Annotated in this window: 15 protein-coding genes; 9 read left to right on the plus strand and 6 right to left on the minus strand. The window is 63.9% G+C overall.

The window, feature by feature from the left end; genetic code table 11:
- The first annotated feature begins 67 nt into the window (after positions 1–67).
- The gene (locus BLS13_RS04665; RefSeq protein ID WP_093450215.1) at positions 68–508 is read left to right on the plus strand and encodes a baeRF12 domain-containing protein; all 441 of its coding nucleotides are present in this window, start codon (positions 68–70) and stop codon (positions 506–508) included.
- Positions 509–604: 96 nt separating this feature from the next.
- The gene (locus BLS13_RS04670; protein ID WP_093450217.1) at positions 605–1,612 is read left to right on the plus strand and encodes a lysylphosphatidylglycerol synthase transmembrane domain-containing protein; all 1,008 of its coding nucleotides are present in this window, start codon (positions 605–607) and stop codon (positions 1,610–1,612) included.
- Here the strand turns inward: BLS13_RS04670 and BLS13_RS04675 are convergent.
- From BLS13_RS04675 to BLS13_RS04695, 6 genes are all read right to left on the minus strand, one after another.
- The gene (locus BLS13_RS04675) at positions 1,586–2,791 is read right to left on the minus strand and encodes an acetate/propionate family kinase (protein WP_093450219.1); all 1,206 of its coding nucleotides are present in this window, start codon (positions 2,789–2,791) and stop codon (positions 1,586–1,588) included. The two genes, BLS13_RS04670 and BLS13_RS04675, sit on opposite strands and share 27 nt — an antisense overlap.
- The gene (locus tag BLS13_RS04680; RefSeq protein ID WP_093450220.1) at positions 2,788–4,215 is read right to left on the minus strand and encodes a bifunctional enoyl-CoA hydratase/phosphate acetyltransferase; all 1,428 of its coding nucleotides are present in this window, start codon (positions 4,213–4,215) and stop codon (positions 2,788–2,790) included. Before BLS13_RS04680 ends, BLS13_RS04675 begins: the two co-directional genes overlap by 4 nt.
- 3 nt (positions 4,216–4,218) lie before the next feature.
- On the minus strand, positions 4,219–5,979 hold the full coding sequence (locus tag BLS13_RS04685; RefSeq protein WP_256325705.1) for a PHA/PHB synthase family protein: 1,761 nt from the start codon (positions 5,977–5,979) through the stop codon (positions 4,219–4,221).
- A gap of 98 nt (positions 5,980–6,077) precedes the next feature.
- The gene (locus BLS13_RS04690; RefSeq protein ID WP_093450622.1) at positions 6,078–6,629 is read right to left on the minus strand and encodes a GNAT family N-acetyltransferase; all 552 of its coding nucleotides are present in this window, start codon (positions 6,627–6,629) and stop codon (positions 6,078–6,080) included.
- 11 nt (positions 6,630–6,640) lie between these two features.
- Complete coding sequence (locus BLS13_RS20955; RefSeq protein ID WP_256325706.1) at positions 6,641–6,772, minus strand: hypothetical protein; 132 nt, start codon at positions 6,770–6,772, stop codon at positions 6,641–6,643.
- The gene (locus BLS13_RS04695) at positions 6,756–7,022 is read right to left on the minus strand and encodes a hypothetical protein (RefSeq protein ID WP_143011866.1); all 267 of its coding nucleotides are present in this window, start codon (positions 7,020–7,022) and stop codon (positions 6,756–6,758) included. Before BLS13_RS04695 ends, BLS13_RS20955 begins: the two co-directional genes overlap by 17 nt.
- A gap of 99 nt (positions 7,023–7,121) precedes the next feature.
- On the opposite strand from BLS13_RS04695, the gene BLS13_RS04700 reads away from it, so the two are divergent.
- The 7 genes from BLS13_RS04700 (at position 7,122) to BLS13_RS04730 (ending at position 14,676) form a co-directional block, all read left to right on the plus strand.
- Positions 7,122–8,759, plus strand: coding sequence for a thymidine phosphorylase family protein (locus BLS13_RS04700; RefSeq protein WP_256325707.1), 1,638 nt, complete (start codon positions 7,122–7,124; stop codon positions 8,757–8,759).
- Complete coding sequence (locus BLS13_RS04705; RefSeq protein ID WP_093450225.1) at positions 8,756–9,673, plus strand: ribose-phosphate diphosphokinase; 918 nt, start codon at positions 8,756–8,758, stop codon at positions 9,671–9,673. The genes BLS13_RS04700 and BLS13_RS04705 overlap by 4 nt, the downstream gene beginning before the upstream one ends.
- Before the next feature lie 444 nt (positions 9,674–10,117).
- Positions 10,118–10,738 carry a sugar transferase gene (locus tag BLS13_RS04710; RefSeq protein WP_093450226.1) on the plus strand — a complete coding sequence of 207 codons (621 nt, stop codon included), beginning with the start codon at positions 10,118–10,120 and terminating at the stop codon, positions 10,736–10,738.
- Positions 10,739–10,776: 38 nt separating this feature from the next.
- Positions 10,777–11,946 carry a glycosyltransferase gene (locus BLS13_RS04715; protein WP_093450228.1) on the plus strand — a complete coding sequence of 390 codons (1,170 nt, stop codon included), beginning with the start codon at positions 10,777–10,779 and terminating at the stop codon, positions 11,944–11,946.
- The gene (locus tag BLS13_RS04720; protein ID WP_093450229.1) at positions 11,943–13,064 is read left to right on the plus strand and encodes a glycosyltransferase; all 1,122 of its coding nucleotides are present in this window, start codon (positions 11,943–11,945) and stop codon (positions 13,062–13,064) included. Before BLS13_RS04715 ends, BLS13_RS04720 begins: the two co-directional genes overlap by 4 nt.
- A gap of 5 nt (positions 13,065–13,069) precedes the next feature.
- The gene (locus tag BLS13_RS04725) at positions 13,070–14,119 is read left to right on the plus strand and encodes a glycosyltransferase family 2 protein (protein ID WP_093450231.1); all 1,050 of its coding nucleotides are present in this window, start codon (positions 13,070–13,072) and stop codon (positions 14,117–14,119) included.
- Positions 14,116–14,676, plus strand: a complete 561-nt coding sequence (locus tag BLS13_RS04730) for a polysaccharide biosynthesis/export family protein (RefSeq protein WP_093450232.1) — start codon at positions 14,116–14,118, stop codon at positions 14,674–14,676. Before BLS13_RS04725 ends, BLS13_RS04730 begins: the two co-directional genes overlap by 4 nt.
- The last annotated feature ends 2 nt before the right edge of the window (positions 14,677–14,678 follow it).

Here is a 14,678-nt window from a genome sequence, read left to right on the forward strand (position 1 = left end):
CACGTAGAGACGGCGCGCATCGGCATGTTCGATACCGCTCTGACGTACTGAGCCAAGGACAAGACCGATGTTGATTCCCCACGGAACGCTGATCCTCGCCGTCGATGGCGCTCATCTGCAGTTGTTGCGCAACCGCGGCAGCGACGCCCTGCCCGCGCTCGATCGTCTGCACGAGCGCAAGCTGAAGAATCCCGCGAGCCACGTGCTGGAAACCGATGCACCGGGCCGCGCCTTCTCCAGCGCCGGCCACGGCCGCAGCGCCTATGACGCACCCGATCTCCACCAGCGCCGCGAAGACCGCTTCAGTCATGAGGCACTCGAGCTGATCTCCTCGATGGCCGGCGAAGAGACGCCGGTGATCCTGATCGCGCCACCGCATGTCCTGGGTGAAATCCGGGCGGATCTCGATCCGCGGTCCGCGCTGCGCATCATCGCCGAGATCAACAAGGATTATGCGCAAAGCAAGCCCGCCGAGATCCTGGAATTGCTGCGCAATTATCAACCCTGAAGGTCCCGTTCCGTCCGAAGGTGAAGTGCGACGCTTCGCCTTGCTTCTTCCCATGCCCTTTCGCGCGATCGCGGGACGGATGATCGGCAACGGTACATGACTGCGCCAAAACCCGACGACAGATTGCGCTCTTGGTCGGGATACCGGGCTTGGCTTTTCGCGATCATCCTGATCGGGGGGCTGGTCGGCGCGATATTACATTTCGGGGATCTTCAGACATTTGCGGTGCTGATCGCGCGCGCCCGGCCGCAATGGCTGATCCTTGCCATCGCGCTGCAACTCTCAACCTATGTCAGCGTGGCGCAGGGTTGGGCATTCGTCCTCGATAAAGCGAAGACGCCACTGCCCCGCGCGCGCCTGATCCGCGTCGCTATCACCAAATTGTTCGCCGATCAGGCGCTGCCGAGCGCGGGCATGGGCGGCAATGTTCTGCTCGTCGATCAGCTTCACCAGCGCGGGGCCGAGCGCAGCGGCGCCGGTGCCGCACTGCTGATATCGATGATCGGCTTCTATGCGGCTTATGCCGTCTTCGCGATCGTCACGCTGCTGCTGCTCTGGTTTCACGACAAGGCGACACCGCTGATGGCCGGCCTCGTCACGCTGTTCCTGCTGGTCGCGCTGGCCATCCCGTCGCTCGCCTTGTGGCTGCGGCATCGCGGCGACAAGCCACTATGGGCGCCGATCGAGCGGATCGGCCCGGTGCGCGCCTTGCTGGAGACGGTGGCACAGGCCCCTTCGCATTTGCTCTCCGACCGCCGCCTGCTCCTGCAGGTCGCCGGGTGCAACGCATTGGTGTTCCTGGCCGACGCGGGATCGCTTTTCGCCTGCCTCCATGCGCTGGGCGTCGAGGTGCGGCTGGGCACCGCGCTGATCGCCTTCATCATGGCTTCGATCGTTGTAACGCTGGGGCCGTTGCCGCTCGGCCTCGGCAGTTTCGAGGCGACGTCGACGGCGACGCTGCATTTGCTCGGCGTGCCGGTCGAGGCAGCGTTTGCCGGCACGATGCTGCTGCGCCTGCTGACCTTATGGCTCCCGCTCCTGCCCGGCATGGTGCTGATGCGCGGGGCGCTAATGCGATCACCGCGACGGAAGAGCCGCCCCTGAAGGATCTCCCAAGGTTTCGAGCGTGTGGAGTGCGATCATCCGTTCCTCGTCCGTTGCGATCACCCGGATAGCCATTCGGCTGCCGGCCGCAGCGATCGACCCCGCATTGGCAGCATTGGCCGACGCGTCGACCACCGCCCCGACCCAGCCAAACCGGTCGCAGATCGCGGCCCTGACCAGCGGATCATTTTCGCCGATGCCCGCGGTGAAGACCAGGCCATCGACACCACCGAGCACAGCGATCAAGGCCCCCATCTCACGCACCGCACGCCACACGAAAAGGTCTATGGCTTCAGCCGCATGCGGATCGTTGCTCAGATGCAACGCACGCATATCGCTCGATACGCCCGACACGCCGAGCAGTCCCGATCGGTTGTAGAGCATCTGTTCCACCTCCCGCGCGCTCATCCCCTCCTGCATCTGCAGGTGAAGCAGAACGCCGGGATCGATCGTCCCGCAGCGCGTGCCCATCATCAGGCCGTCAAGCGCCGTGAAGCCCATACTGGTATCGACGCTCCGGCCATCCGCCATCGCGCACAGGCTGGCGCCATTGCCCAGATGCGCGACGATCACGCGCCCGCCTGCCAGCGCAGGATCGATCTCGCGAAGCCGGCGCCCGATATATTCGTAGGACAGGCCGTGGAAGCCGTAGCGCCTGATCCCCCGATCGTGGAGCGCGCGTGGCAGCCCGAGGCGCGTGGCGACGTCCGGCCGACCGTGATGAAAGGCCGTATCGAAGCAGGCCACTTGCGGCAGATCCGGCGCAACCGCGCGCATCGCCCGGATCGCCGCCAGATTATGGGGCTGGTGCAGCGGCGCGAGCGGGCAAAGCTTGTCCAGCGCCTGCAACAGCGCCTCGTCGATCCGCACGGGCCGATAAAATGCCGCGCCGCCATGAACCACACGGTGCCCTGCCGCCACCAGTTCATACCCACCCAGATGCGTTTCGATCCACAGCAGCAGATCCAGCAATAGCTGTTCGTGGCCGAGGCTCCCGTCCGTCCAGCGGCGATCGACCATCAACACGCCCTGGCTATCATGCACAATCAAATGCGGGGCGGTGCCGATCCCTTCCAGCTTGCCCACGCAAATGCGCGACGGCGCGCCGCCGTCCAGCGCATACAATGCAAATTTTAGGCTGGAGGAACCGGCGTTGAGGCTGAGGACAGCCTGGCTCATGCACCGCCCCCAGCATCGCCAGCGCGTGGCGCGGCACTGGCCGCCGCCCGGGCCAGCATCACCGCGACGCCGCACGAGGCGAGCCGGGTCCGCAACGAATCCGCGCGACTGGTCAGGATGATCGGCACGCGTGCACCCAGCACGACACCCGCAGCATCGGCCCCGCCGAGGAAGGTCAACTGCTTGGCCAGCATATTGCCGGCCTCCAGATTGGGCACCAGCAGAATCGTCGCCTTGCCCGCCACCGGCGAGATGATTCCCTTTTCGATGGCGGCAGTCAGGTTGATGGCATTGTCGAAAGCCAATGGACCATCGAGAATGGCTCCCGAAATCTGACCGCGGTCGGCCATCTTGCAGAGTGCTGCCGCGTCCAACGTCGATCGGATGGCCGGATTGATCGTTTCGACCGCCGACAGAATGGCGACGCGCGGTTCGGCGATGCCGATGACATGGGCGAGATCGATCGCGTTGCGAATGATGTCGGCCTTCGCCTCCAGATCGGGCTCGATGTTGATCGCCGCGTCGGTGATGATCAGCGGCATGGGATAGTCGGGCACATCCATCACATAGGCATGGCTGATCCGGCGTTCGGTCCTCAGCCCGGTGGCGGTGGCGATGACCGCAGCCATCAGTTCGTCGGTGTGGAGCGACCCCTTCATCAGCAACTGCGCCTCACCCGATCGCACCAAAGCGACGGCCGCATCGGCCGCCGCATGGCTGTGCGGGACGTTCACTATCCGAAGGGCCGAAATATCCCTGCCCGCGGTCTGCGCGGTCGCGCGAATTTTCGCCTCGGGTCCGACGAGGATCGGTACGATCATCCCAGCATCGGCAGCGTCGATCGCGGCGGCAATCGCCGCAACGCTGCACGGATGCACCACTGCGGTCGGGACCGGCGGCCCGCCCCTCACATGCTCTATCACCCAACGATAATCGTCATGGTTCGCGAAGCGGACGTCGGGCAATGCGATGCGCGGGCGGCAGACTTTCTCGATCGGCGCCTTCACCTCGGCCTGCCCGGTGATCACCTCGTCGCCGTGCTGATTGACGCAGCGGCAATCGAACAGCACCACTTGGTACTTATCCCGCTTTTCCGCCACGCTGACGGTCGCGGTGATCGTGTCGCCGAGCCCCACCGGCCGCAGGAAGCGCAGGCTCTGGCTCAGATAGATCGCGCCCGGCCCCGGCAATTCGGTGCCGAGCACCGCCGATATCAATCCCCCGCCCCACATGCCGTGCGCGATCACGCGGTGGAACGTGCCGGTCGCCGCATAAGCCGGATCGAGATGAACCGGATTGACATCACCCGATGCGAGCGCGAACAGCCGGATATCTTTCTCGCCCACGGTCCGCGTGATGCTGGCAGTATCGCCGAGCGCGATTTCGTCGAACGTACGGTTCTCGATCATGCCGGGATCGGTCATCGCTCAATGCTCCAGCACATAGTGGCCGGGCGCGTCCGCGATCGGCGCATAGCATCCGCTCGGCGTTCCCATCGGCGGCAGGTCGCCCGACGGCCCCGAATGCACCGCCAGCCACGGCCCCCACGCCTCCCACCACGAACCATCCTTCACAGGCGCCCGATCGCGCCATTCCTCGGCATCGAGCGCAAGCCCATCGGCCTCGCGCGTAAGAATACGATAGGATCGGTGGGGATGCCCCGGCTCGGAGACGATACCGGCATTGTGGCCGCCGCTCGTCAGCACGAAGCAGATCTCCGCGCTGCTCAGCATGTGGATCTTGTGGACCGATCGCCACGGGGCGACGTGGTCCTGCTCGGTGCCGACCACGAACATCGGTTTGCGCAGCGCCGACAGGCTGATCGTCCGCCCGTCGACCTGGAAATGGCCCTCGGCCAGGCCGTCGTCGAGAAACAGCTCGCGCAGATACTGGCTGTGCATCGCATAAGGCATCCGTGTGCCATCGGCATTCCACGCCATCAGATCGGTCATCGGTTCGCGTTCGCCCATCAAATAGGTGTTGAGCACCCGCGACCAGATCATGTCGTTCGACCGCAGGATCTGGAAAGCGCCGCCCATCTGTGCGCTGTCCAGATAGCCGCGGCTCCACATCATGTTTTCGAGCAGGCTGAGCTGCGCCTCGTCAATGAACAGACCAAGCTCACCGGGCTCGCTGAACTCGGTCTGTGCCGCCAGCAGGGTGATGCCCGCCAGACGGTCGTCGCCGTCGCGGTCCATCGCCGCCGCAGCGATCGCCAGCAGGGTGCCACCCAGGCAATATCCCGCGCCCTGCACCGCCGCCGAGCCGGTGATGGCGCAGATCGCATCCAGCGCGGCCATTGGCCCGAGCCGCCGATAGGCATCCATATCGAGATTGCGGTCGGCGCTGCCCGGATTGTGCCAGGAAATGCAGAATACGGTATGCCCCCGCGCGACCAGCCAGCGAATCAGCGAATTTTCGGGCCGCAGGTCGAGGATGTAATATTTCATGATCCAGGCCGGCACGATCAGGATCGGTGTGGCATGCACCTGGTCCGTCGTCGGCGCATATTGGATCAGCTCGATCAATTCGTTGCGAAAGACGACCTTGCCCGGCGTCGCGGCCACCGCCTCGCCGACCGGAAAGGCATCGGCACCCACAGGCGGTTCACCCCGGACGATGCGCTGCATATCCTCCAGCAGATAATTGGCGCCATCGATCAGGCATTTCCCGCCGCTTTCAGCCACCCGTTTCTGCAGCACCGGATTAGTGGCGAGGAAGTTGGTCGGCGCGACAACGTCCAGCAGCTGGCGTACGGCGAAGCTCATGATCTCTTCATGATGGCGGGTAACGCCCCGTACACCCGTCGTCGCGGCATGCCACCATTGCTGGGTGAGCAGAAAGCCTTGCGCAAAAAGGCTGAAGGGCGCCCGCTGCCATGCCGGATCGCCGAACCGCCGATCCCATGGCAGCGGCTCGATCGCCGGCTCCGCATCGGCATCGCCTGCGCTGCGCAGCACATATTCGTTCAGCCGTCCGAATTTGCGGGCAACCTTGGCCGCCAGTTGCAACTGCTTGCCAGGCGAGCAGGCCATGTGCATCGCCCAGTCCGAAACGGCCTGCCCGATCGTCGCAGGCGAAAGGCCGTGGGTCATCTGTGCAATCGCGGCAACGGCGGTGCGATCCCATGTCTCGGCAATGCCGTCGAGAGGATCGGGGGCAGGCAGGAGTTCGACGGTTGGTGCCACGCTTGGTCCCCTTCAGGATGCGGTTAGCTAGTCAGGCCGAACCATGCCGGCATTACGCAAATGTCCGAGGTCGGGAAGGCAGCTATGCCATCGATCCGCTACAATTCGGCTTCGACGAGAATCAGCGAGCCGTCATCGGGATGGGGCCTGGCAGTGAAGCCCATTTCATGTTCGAGCTCGATCGCGGCGCGATTCTCGCGGTTTTCGATCGACTGGAGCCGTTTCATCCCATGAGCGCGGGCAAAGCGCGCGACATGGCCGAGCAACACCCACCCGATGCCCCTGCTCTTATATTCGGCGTCGATCGCGATCGCCACTTCGCCTGTGGTCCGCGCCTTGTCGGCAGCGACCATTGCAGATGCGATGATCTGCCCACTATCGGGATCGAACCCCAGGAAATGCTCGATCAGCGCATGATCAATATGTGTCATTTCAGCCAGTCGATCGGGACTGACGCGGTGAATGCCGCTGAGGAATCGGAATCGCAGGTCCTCGGGCGTCACATGATCGAAAAATGCCGCCAGCGCCGCCTCGTCACCCGGGCGTACCGGCCGTACCGGCAGGCTGAAGCCTGAGCGCGTCGTGAGCGTGGCGCTCCAGTCGTAAAGCGGCAGGGCATCAGGCGTGCATTCGATGTTGAGCGGGGTCATCGGCGGCTCCATCAGCTCAGGGTTATCGCGCCCGCAAACTGAATAGCGAGGACGGCGACCAGCAGGATCGCGCCCACCAGCAGCCGCGCCGAATCGGCGTGGTCGACGGTCGCACTGGAAGACATCTCAGGCGAACAGCGCATGCTCTCCATCCTCTTCCAATATATCCGGGACGATCAATTCGATCGAATGCTCGTGGACATGCGGCTCTGCCGCGTGGCGAAGATGCCGAAGCGGTGCGTCGATCGACTCGACCCACCAGTCGACCGCCGTCACCAGCGGGAGCTGCCACATCAGCCACCCCTTGAGCGCCATGTCGGCAGCCATCGTCCAGCAGCGTGAGGCCGCCACCAACGGATTGCCGGCATGCGGCGATGTAGGCGAGCTATCCATGCCGAGTCCCTATTCAAGAGTTAATCGAAATTAAGGAATTCCGCGGTCACCGGGCATCGGTGAATATACATAAGCGTGAAGTCGGGTCCGGTTCGGGCCATGCGTAACTCTACCAATGGGAAGCACCCGCTGAGCCGTTCAGGACAATCCGCCAAACTGCTGAAGGAGAGAGACAAACCCGATGGCTCACAATCCAGCGCCACCGTCTCGCGCCGCACCCGCGACGAATCCCAGAATCGGTCGCCGCTGATGCTCAAGGTCCGCAAGGTCGGGATCGATACCTATCCCGAAAATACCGCCTTCCTGCGGCGCGGCGACAATGGCTACGGCGCTGAACAGTTCCGTGCGCTGCGCAAGATCGAGATCAGTGCCGGCGGATGTGGCATATTGGCGACCCTCGCCATTACCGATGATCCGCAGATCGTCGCCCCCGGCGAAATCGGCCTCGGCGAACAGGCGTTCCGGCGGCTCGGCCTCCCCGAAGGAACGCTGGTTGCGATCGCACAGGCCAAGCCGCCGCAGAGCCTCGAGGCCGTCCGCCGCAAGATCGGCGGCGATGTGCTCAGCGACAGCGAAATTTCGGCGATCATCGCCGATATCGCCGCCTATCGCTATTCCCCGATGGAGATCGGCGCCTTCCTTGTCGCGTGCGCGGGCTTCATGACGACGCAGGAGACGCTCGCGCTGACGGTCGCGATGGCCGACGCCGGCAACCGGCTCGAATGGCATATGCCTTTGGTCGTCGACAAACATTGCATCGGCGGCATTCCCGGCAACCGCACGTCGATGATCGTCGTTCCGATCGTCGCGGCGCACGGGCTGGTGATGCCCAAGACATCCTCGCGCGCGATCACGTCCCCTTCCGGCACCGCCGATACGATGGAAGTGCTCGCCAATGTCGATCTGACCGCGGATCAGGTCAAGGCAATCGTGGCGCGCGAGAAGGCGGTCCTCGCCTGGGGTGGCCGCATCAACCTGTCGCCCGCCGACGATGTCCTGATCTCGGTCGAGCGGCCGCTGCGGATCGATACGTTCGAACAAATGGTCGCATCGATCCTGTCGAAGAAGCTCGCCGCCGGCTCAACCCATCTGGTCATCGACATTCCCGTCGGCCCGACCGCCAAGGTGCGATCGACCAGCGAGGCCGCACGCCTGCGCAAGCTGTTCGAATATGTCGCCCACAAGGTGGGGCTGACGATCCAGGTGATATTGACCGACGGCTCGCAACCGATCGGCCGCGGCGTGGGCCCGGTGCTGGAGGCGCGCGACGTGATGGCCGTGTTGCGCAACGATGAAGACGCACCGGAAGATCTTCGCGAGCGCGCGTTGCTGCTCGCCGGCCATGTGCTCGACTTCGATCCTGCGCTGGAAGGCGGCCGTGGCTATGCCCGCGCGCTCGAACTGCTGGCCTCGGGTCAGGCGCTCGCGGCGATGGAGCGGCTGATCGCGGCGCAGGGCCCGCAGCGCGAGACGTTTAAACTTGGCAACTTTCGACACGAGATTCTGGCCGGGGAAGACGGATCGGTCGCCGCGATCGACTGCCACCTTGTCGCACGGGTCGCCCGGCTCGCCGGCGCACCAATGGACAAGGGCGCCGGCATCGATCTGCTCCACAAGGTCGGCGATCAGGTCCGGCGCGGCGAACCGCTCTACCGAATCCACGCCGAATCCGAGACCGGGCTGGCCTTTGCGCGCGATCTCGCCACAAGTGACACGGGATATCGGATATTGTCGTGACGGCAACGATCCATCATTTCAGCGATTCGACCGCCGCCGCCCGCCGCCTTGCCGCTGAAATCGGCATCGAATGCCGACAAATCGCCGTGCACCGCTTCCCCGATGGTGAAAGCCTGGTGCGGGCGGCGCCCTCGGCAGGCACAGCGATTGTTTACCGATCGCTGGATCACCCCGATGCGAAACTGATCGAGCTGCTGCTTGCAGCTTCGGCGCTGCGCGATGGCGGCGCTCGCAAAATCATTCTGATCGCACCTTATCTTGCCTATATGCGCCAGGACATTGCGTTCCATCCGGGTGAGGCCGTCAGCCAGAAGGTCATCGGCCGGCTGATGGCAACGCATTTCGATGGGCTGATCACGGTCGATCCGCACCTGCATCGCACGCACGATCTGCAGGAGATCGTACCGGGAATCGATGCCCTAGCGGTTTCCGCCGCCGGAACGATCGCGGACATGCTCCGAACGGACATGCGGCCCGATACGATTCTGATCGGGCCAGACAGTGAATCGCGCCCATGGGTCACCAGCGTCGCGGAAGCGCTGGGCGCGGATATGCTCGTGGCGGAGAAAAGACGCTTCGGCGATCGCAACGTAACTCTCGTCATTCCGGGTATCGAGCGCGTTCGGGGGTGTCCCGCCATCATCGTCGACGATCTGATATCCAGCGGTGCGACGCTGCTGCAATGCGCAACGCTGCTGCGGGAGGCGGGCGCCTCGGGGATCGAGGCTGCCGCGACGCACTGCCTAGGACGTCCGGGCGATCTCGATGCCCTCGCGCGCGGCGGGATCCAACGGATACGCTCGGTCGACACGGTCGACGGTCCCACCGCCTCTGCGCCAATCGCCGCCGCCCTTGCGCACGCGTTACGGAACTTCCCGGCTTTCACCAGAACGTCCCACACTCCTCGCACATGAGCTGGCGATGATGACGGCTCAAGCCGAAGCCAGAAAATTGGGCCAGAAGACATGTGGCGGTAGTTGATCGGCCTCGGAAGGCACTCGAAGCGGCAGGCCGGGGGAAGCGCGGGCTGAATACCGGCCGGCGCAGGATCCCTGGGACCAGTTCATCGTTCAGAATCTCGTTTTAGGAGGAAATCAAATGGCGATCACGGGCATCGCATGCCCGAATTTGCCGGAAAATTGCGACAAACCGACACCTCCGAACGGTCGAACGCGAAGGTAACGACTGGCCAACGTAGCGATGATCTGCGATATTGCACTGCAATACAAAGCCCTTCGACTGAGAAGGAAAATCGCTACCCATTCGCCACGATCGTTACGGAAGCAAATCGATAGTCGACGTCTCGATGATGTTTAATCGCGATTTAGCTCCATCCTGACACACATGGCAGGTTATCTATGAAAACATGGGAATGCAGGGTCATACGATCCATCGATATTATCGTTGCATTGATTGCAATCGCAATATTGTTTCCAGTAATCTTCATTCTCTGCTGCGTCATCTTTGCACATGATGGCGGCAGGCCGATATTCGCCCATCGTCGCATAGGTCGCGGAGGGCGAAAGTTTCCGTGTCTCAAGCTGCGGACGATGGTGGTCGATGCGGATGCTAGGCTCCTCCATTTGCTGGAGAATGACCCGGATGCACTCGCCGAATGGCAGCGGGACCAGAAGCTGCGAAACGATCCGCGCATCACCCCGCTTGGCGCATTTCTGCGCCGCTCGAGCCTCGATGAGTTGCCGCAGCTGATCAATGTGCTGTTCGGGCACATGAGCCTCGTCGGACCGCGCCCGATCGTCGATGCGGAGATCATACGTTATGGTCGCTACTTCCACTTCTACTGCGCGGTACGACCGGGCATCACCGGCCTGTGGCAGGTAAGCGGCCGGAACAATACGAGCTATCGCCGACGCGTGGCGATCGACACCGTCTATAGCCGTTCCAAATCGCTCGGCGGTGATTTGGCGATCATCGGCCGGACATTCCCGGCGGTGCTGATGAGCAAGGGCTCGTTCTGAACGTCATCAGCATCCCGGATCAAAGGCATGTGGCTCCGATGCGGCACGTCACCGATCGCCCCTTGAGGGTATTTCAGGTCGATCCCTCGCTGTTCACCGCGCCATATGACGCGGCACTGTCGCGGGGCCTGCGGGCCAACGGCGTCGATGTGCGCTGGGTCACGCGCGCCTTGCGGCCCGGTGAGGATGATGCCCTCGCGCAAGAGCGGGTCTCGCCGATCTTTTACCCGCTGTCGGATGGGCCCCGACGCCGGATCGGCCGCGCCTGGCAAGCGATGAAAGGGATCGAACATCTCGTCGGCCTCGAGCGCCTGATCCGCATGATCGCCAGCGAAAGCCCCGATATCGTGCATTTCCAATGGTGCGTCCTGCCTGCCTTCGATCGCCGCGCGATCGAACGGGTGGGGCGGATATGCCCGGTCGTCATGACGGTACACGATACCGCGCCATTCAACGGCAAGGCAGTCGCACGCGTGCAGCTGTCTGGACATGACCGGCTTCTGGCCGGGTTCGACCACCTCATCGTGCATGGCGAGGCCGGGCGACAGGCGCTGCGCGACCGGGGACTGCCTTCCGATCGGATCAGCATCGTCCCGCACGGCACCTTGCCTCTCCCCCCTGCCCCGGCAGAGCCGCGCACGGACTTCCGCTGGCGCATCGTCCTGTTCGGGCGCATCCAACACTATAAGGGCGTCGATATCGCGATCGAGGCGCTCGGCCGGATCGCGCCCGAAGATCGCGACCGTATCGAGATCATCGTAGCAGGCGAACCGATGGTGCCAATCGAGCCGCTCCGCGCGCAGGCGCAGGGTCTCGGCACGTGCCTCTCATTCCGCCCCTTTCGTCACTCCGATGCCGCGATGGCCAGCCTGCTGCGGAGCGCGGATGCCTTCCTCTTTCCCTATCGATCGATCGAGGCAAGCGGCGTTCTCCACCTCATAGCCGAGCTCGATCGCTGGATCATCGCCAGCGATGTCGGCGCGTTTCGCAAGTTGATTGACGAACAGGCCGGTGTTGGCGCGCTGGTGCCGGCCGGCGATCCCGCCGCACTGGCCATCGCCATCATGGACTCGGTGGGCAAATCGCCCAAGACCCGACCCGGCCAGGATATACCCGACTGGAAGGCGATCGGCGCGACGACGCGCACGATCTATGATCGGCTGATCGGACGGCGCCAGGAGCTGCCGGCCATGGGTGCCGCCGCATGAGCGCGGGTAATCTCCTCGTCCTGCAGGACAGCCGAAGTTTTGGCGGCCATGAGGCGATGTTCCTGCGCTTCCTGCCCCGGCTGATCGACAGCGGCGCGTTCCGGCGGATCGCGATCCGCTTTTCGGAGGGCAATGTCCGGCTGCGGGACTGGTTCGCACAATTCGGATCGCCGATGCTGGACGCGCACGCATGGCCGTTCGTCAAGCGCCGCGCAGAGCCCTATCTCGCTCCTTTCCGCCGGAATTATGCGCAGGCCGTGCGTGAACTGATCGCCGCCGAGCGCCCTGCGTCGGTGCTGCTGTTACAGGGCCGGATCGAAAATCTGGCGGTGCCGATGCTTGCGGCGCCACCCGAGACCTTTCTGATCAGCTATATCCCGATGGCGCATGGGATGGCCGAACTCGGACGAGCGACAATACCCGGCGATATGGTGCGCCGGCGGCTTTATCGGCGGCCGGACCGCTTCATCGTGCCCTCAAGCGCGGTCGCATCGCAGGTGCACATGGCAGGCGGCGGCGATACGGTGGTGGTGGACAATATCGTATCCCCGCCGCCGCGACCCGATCGTGATTTGGCGCGCGCGACACTGAACCTGCCCTCCGACCGCCGCATCGCCCTGGTCCTCGGCCGTCTTGATGTCCGCCAGAAGGGTCTCGATCGGCTCGCCGATGCGATCCGCCGCCGGATCGGCCACTTAACCGAATGGACATTCCTGATCGTCGGCGACGGCCCAGGGCGGGCGATGTTCGAAGCGCTGGCGGCCCAGTTCCCCGCCGATCTCGATCTGCGCTGCATCGCGTGGACCGATAGCCCGCACGCCTATCTGGCGGCGGCGGATCTGCTGCTGATGCCCTCGCGCTGGGAGGGTGTGCCGCTCGTGATGCTCGAGGCGCTGGCTTATGGCGTCCCCGTGCTCGGATCGGACATCGACGTGTTCCGCGAATATCTGCCCGCTCCATGTCGGATCGATTTCGCTGCAAGACCGCTGGAGGACGCAATGAACGACGCGATCGCGCCGGAAATTGCTGCGACGTTGGCCCCGGCCACCCGCAGCAGGACGGGTCGGAGCGACCTCACCACATCGGCTGACCGTTTCATCGCGGCGCTCCAACGGTGAGCCTCATGTCCTCCAACTCCCACACCGCCAGCGTCATCATCCCCACGCTTGACGAGACTGGCCATATCGGCCCGCTGCTCGATCATCTGCTCGCCGAACCCGCTGATATCGTCGGCGAAGTCCTTGTCGCGGACGGTGGCAGCACGGACGGCACGCGCGCGATCGTGTCGGCGGCGGCGCGCAGCGACCCGCGGGTCCAGCTGATCGACAACCCCGATCGCATCCAGGCAGCCGGCATCAATCGCGCCGTCGCCCGCGCCAATCCCCGGTTCGGCGTGATCGTCCGGGTCGATGCCCATGCCGGCTATCCAAAGGGCTATGTCGGTCTGGTGGCGCGCGCGCTGACAATAACGGGCGCGGACAGCGTGGTCGTCCGGATGGAGACCTCGGGCGACAGCTGCCTGCACCGCGCCATCGCGCTCGCATCGAACAGCCGCATCGGCACCGGTGGATCGGCGCACCGCATGGGCCATATTTCGGGCTTCATCGATCATGGCCACCATGCCGGCATGACGCGCGCGATTTTCGAACGAACCGGCGGCTATGATCCAACCTTCGAAGCCAATGAGGATGCCGAGCTGGATTATCGGATCCGGCGTGGCGGCGGACGGATATGGTTCGCCGCCAATATCTGCATTCGCTACACGCCGCGCAGAACGCTGAAGGGGCTGGCCCGCCAATATTTCCGCTATGGATCGGGCCGGGCACGAACCTTCCTGAAACATGGCGAACCGCTGCGGATCCGCCAGATGCTGCCGCCGATAGCCTTGATCGGCGTCCTCGGCGGCATGCTGCTCGCTCCCTTGAACGCCGCGTCGCTCATCCTGCCCATCGGCTATGGCACCGTCATTTCGATCGCGGCGGCGGCCATGGCCATGCGAACTCGTTCCGCCTGCGCGCTGCTCATGATTCCCGCCCTCGCCACCATGCACTTTGCGTGGGGGGCGGGCTTTTTGCAGCGTTTATGTGTGCACTTCACAAGATCGGGGGATCACAAAGTCGGGCTCAAAATCGAGGACCGGGGAATGCCGACACATAGCGAGGATCCCGCATGAAGCGCCTGACCAGACTCCTCCCCCTCGTCTTGTCACTGGCCGCCGCCGGCTGTGCCAACGATATCGCCCCGCCCAGTTCCACTGCGACGACGGCGCCTTACGTCTATCACCTTGGACCTGACGACAAGTTGCGGATCGCTGTTTATGGTGAGGATCCGATGGCCGGCGAATATCTCGTCAACGCCGAAGGCTCTGTATCCTTTCCGCTCGTCGGCATGATCAAGGCCTCGGGCCTGACCTTATCCGAATTCAGCACGGCCCTGTCCGCGGCTTTAGCCGAGAAGTTCCTGAAAGACCCCAGGGTGGTGGTCGACGTCGTCGAATATCGGCCGATCTACGTGCTGGGCGAGGTCAACAAGGCGGGGCAATATCCCTATCGATCGGGCATGACCGTGCTGGGCGCGGTCGCCACCGCCGGCGGCTTCACCTATCGCGCCAATGCCAAGGTCGCGATGGTCCGCCACCCCGACGAGTCCGGCGAGTCTCGTCATCCGCTGACCGCCGATCTCCCGGTCTATCCCGGCGACACGATCAGGATCAGGGAGCGATATTTCTGAGA

Source organism: Sphingomonas sp. YR710, assembly GCF_900101455.1.
GTDB lineage: Bacteria > Pseudomonadota > Alphaproteobacteria > Sphingomonadales > Sphingomonadaceae > Rhizorhabdus.

Excerpts from the sequence above, each read along its gene's own strand:
- BLS13_RS04675 (WP_093450219.1), bottom strand. The coding sequence starts at position 2,791 with ATGAGCCAGGCTGTCCTCAGCCTCAACGCCGGTTCCTCCAGCCTAAAA.
- BLS13_RS04730 (WP_093450232.1), top strand. The coding sequence starts at position 14,116 with ATGAAGCGCCTGACCAGACTCCTCCCCCTCGTCTTGTCACTGGCCGCC.
- BLS13_RS04725 (WP_093450231.1), top strand. The coding sequence starts at position 13,070 with ATGTCCTCCAACTCCCACACCGCCAGCGTCATCATCCCCACGCTTGAC.
- BLS13_RS04665 (WP_093450215.1), top strand. The coding sequence starts at position 68 with ATGTTGATTCCCCACGGAACGCTGATCCTCGCCGTCGATGGCGCTCAT.
- BLS13_RS04670 (WP_093450217.1), top strand. The coding sequence starts at position 605 with ATGACTGCGCCAAAACCCGACGACAGATTGCGCTCTTGGTCGGGATAC.
- BLS13_RS04715 (WP_093450228.1), top strand. The coding sequence starts at position 10,777 with ATGCGGCACGTCACCGATCGCCCCTTGAGGGTATTTCAGGTCGATCCC.
- BLS13_RS20955 (WP_256325706.1), bottom strand. The coding sequence starts at position 6,772 with ATGCGCTGTTCGCCTGAGATGTCTTCCAGTGCGACCGTCGACCACGCC.
- BLS13_RS04690 (WP_093450622.1), bottom strand. The coding sequence starts at position 6,629 with ATGACCCCGCTCAACATCGAATGCACGCCTGATGCCCTGCCGCTTTAC.
- BLS13_RS04695 (WP_143011866.1), bottom strand. The coding sequence starts at position 7,022 with ATGGATAGCTCGCCTACATCGCCGCATGCCGGCAATCCGTTGGTGGCG.
- BLS13_RS04700 (WP_256325707.1), top strand. The coding sequence starts at position 7,122 with ATGCGTAACTCTACCAATGGGAAGCACCCGCTGAGCCGTTCAGGACAA.
- BLS13_RS04720 (WP_093450229.1), top strand. The coding sequence starts at position 11,943 with ATGAGCGCGGGTAATCTCCTCGTCCTGCAGGACAGCCGAAGTTTTGGC.
- BLS13_RS04680 (WP_093450220.1), bottom strand. The coding sequence starts at position 4,215 with ATGACCGATCCCGGCATGATCGAGAACCGTACGTTCGACGAAATCGCG.
- BLS13_RS04710 (WP_093450226.1), top strand. The coding sequence starts at position 10,118 with ATGAAAACATGGGAATGCAGGGTCATACGATCCATCGATATTATCGTT.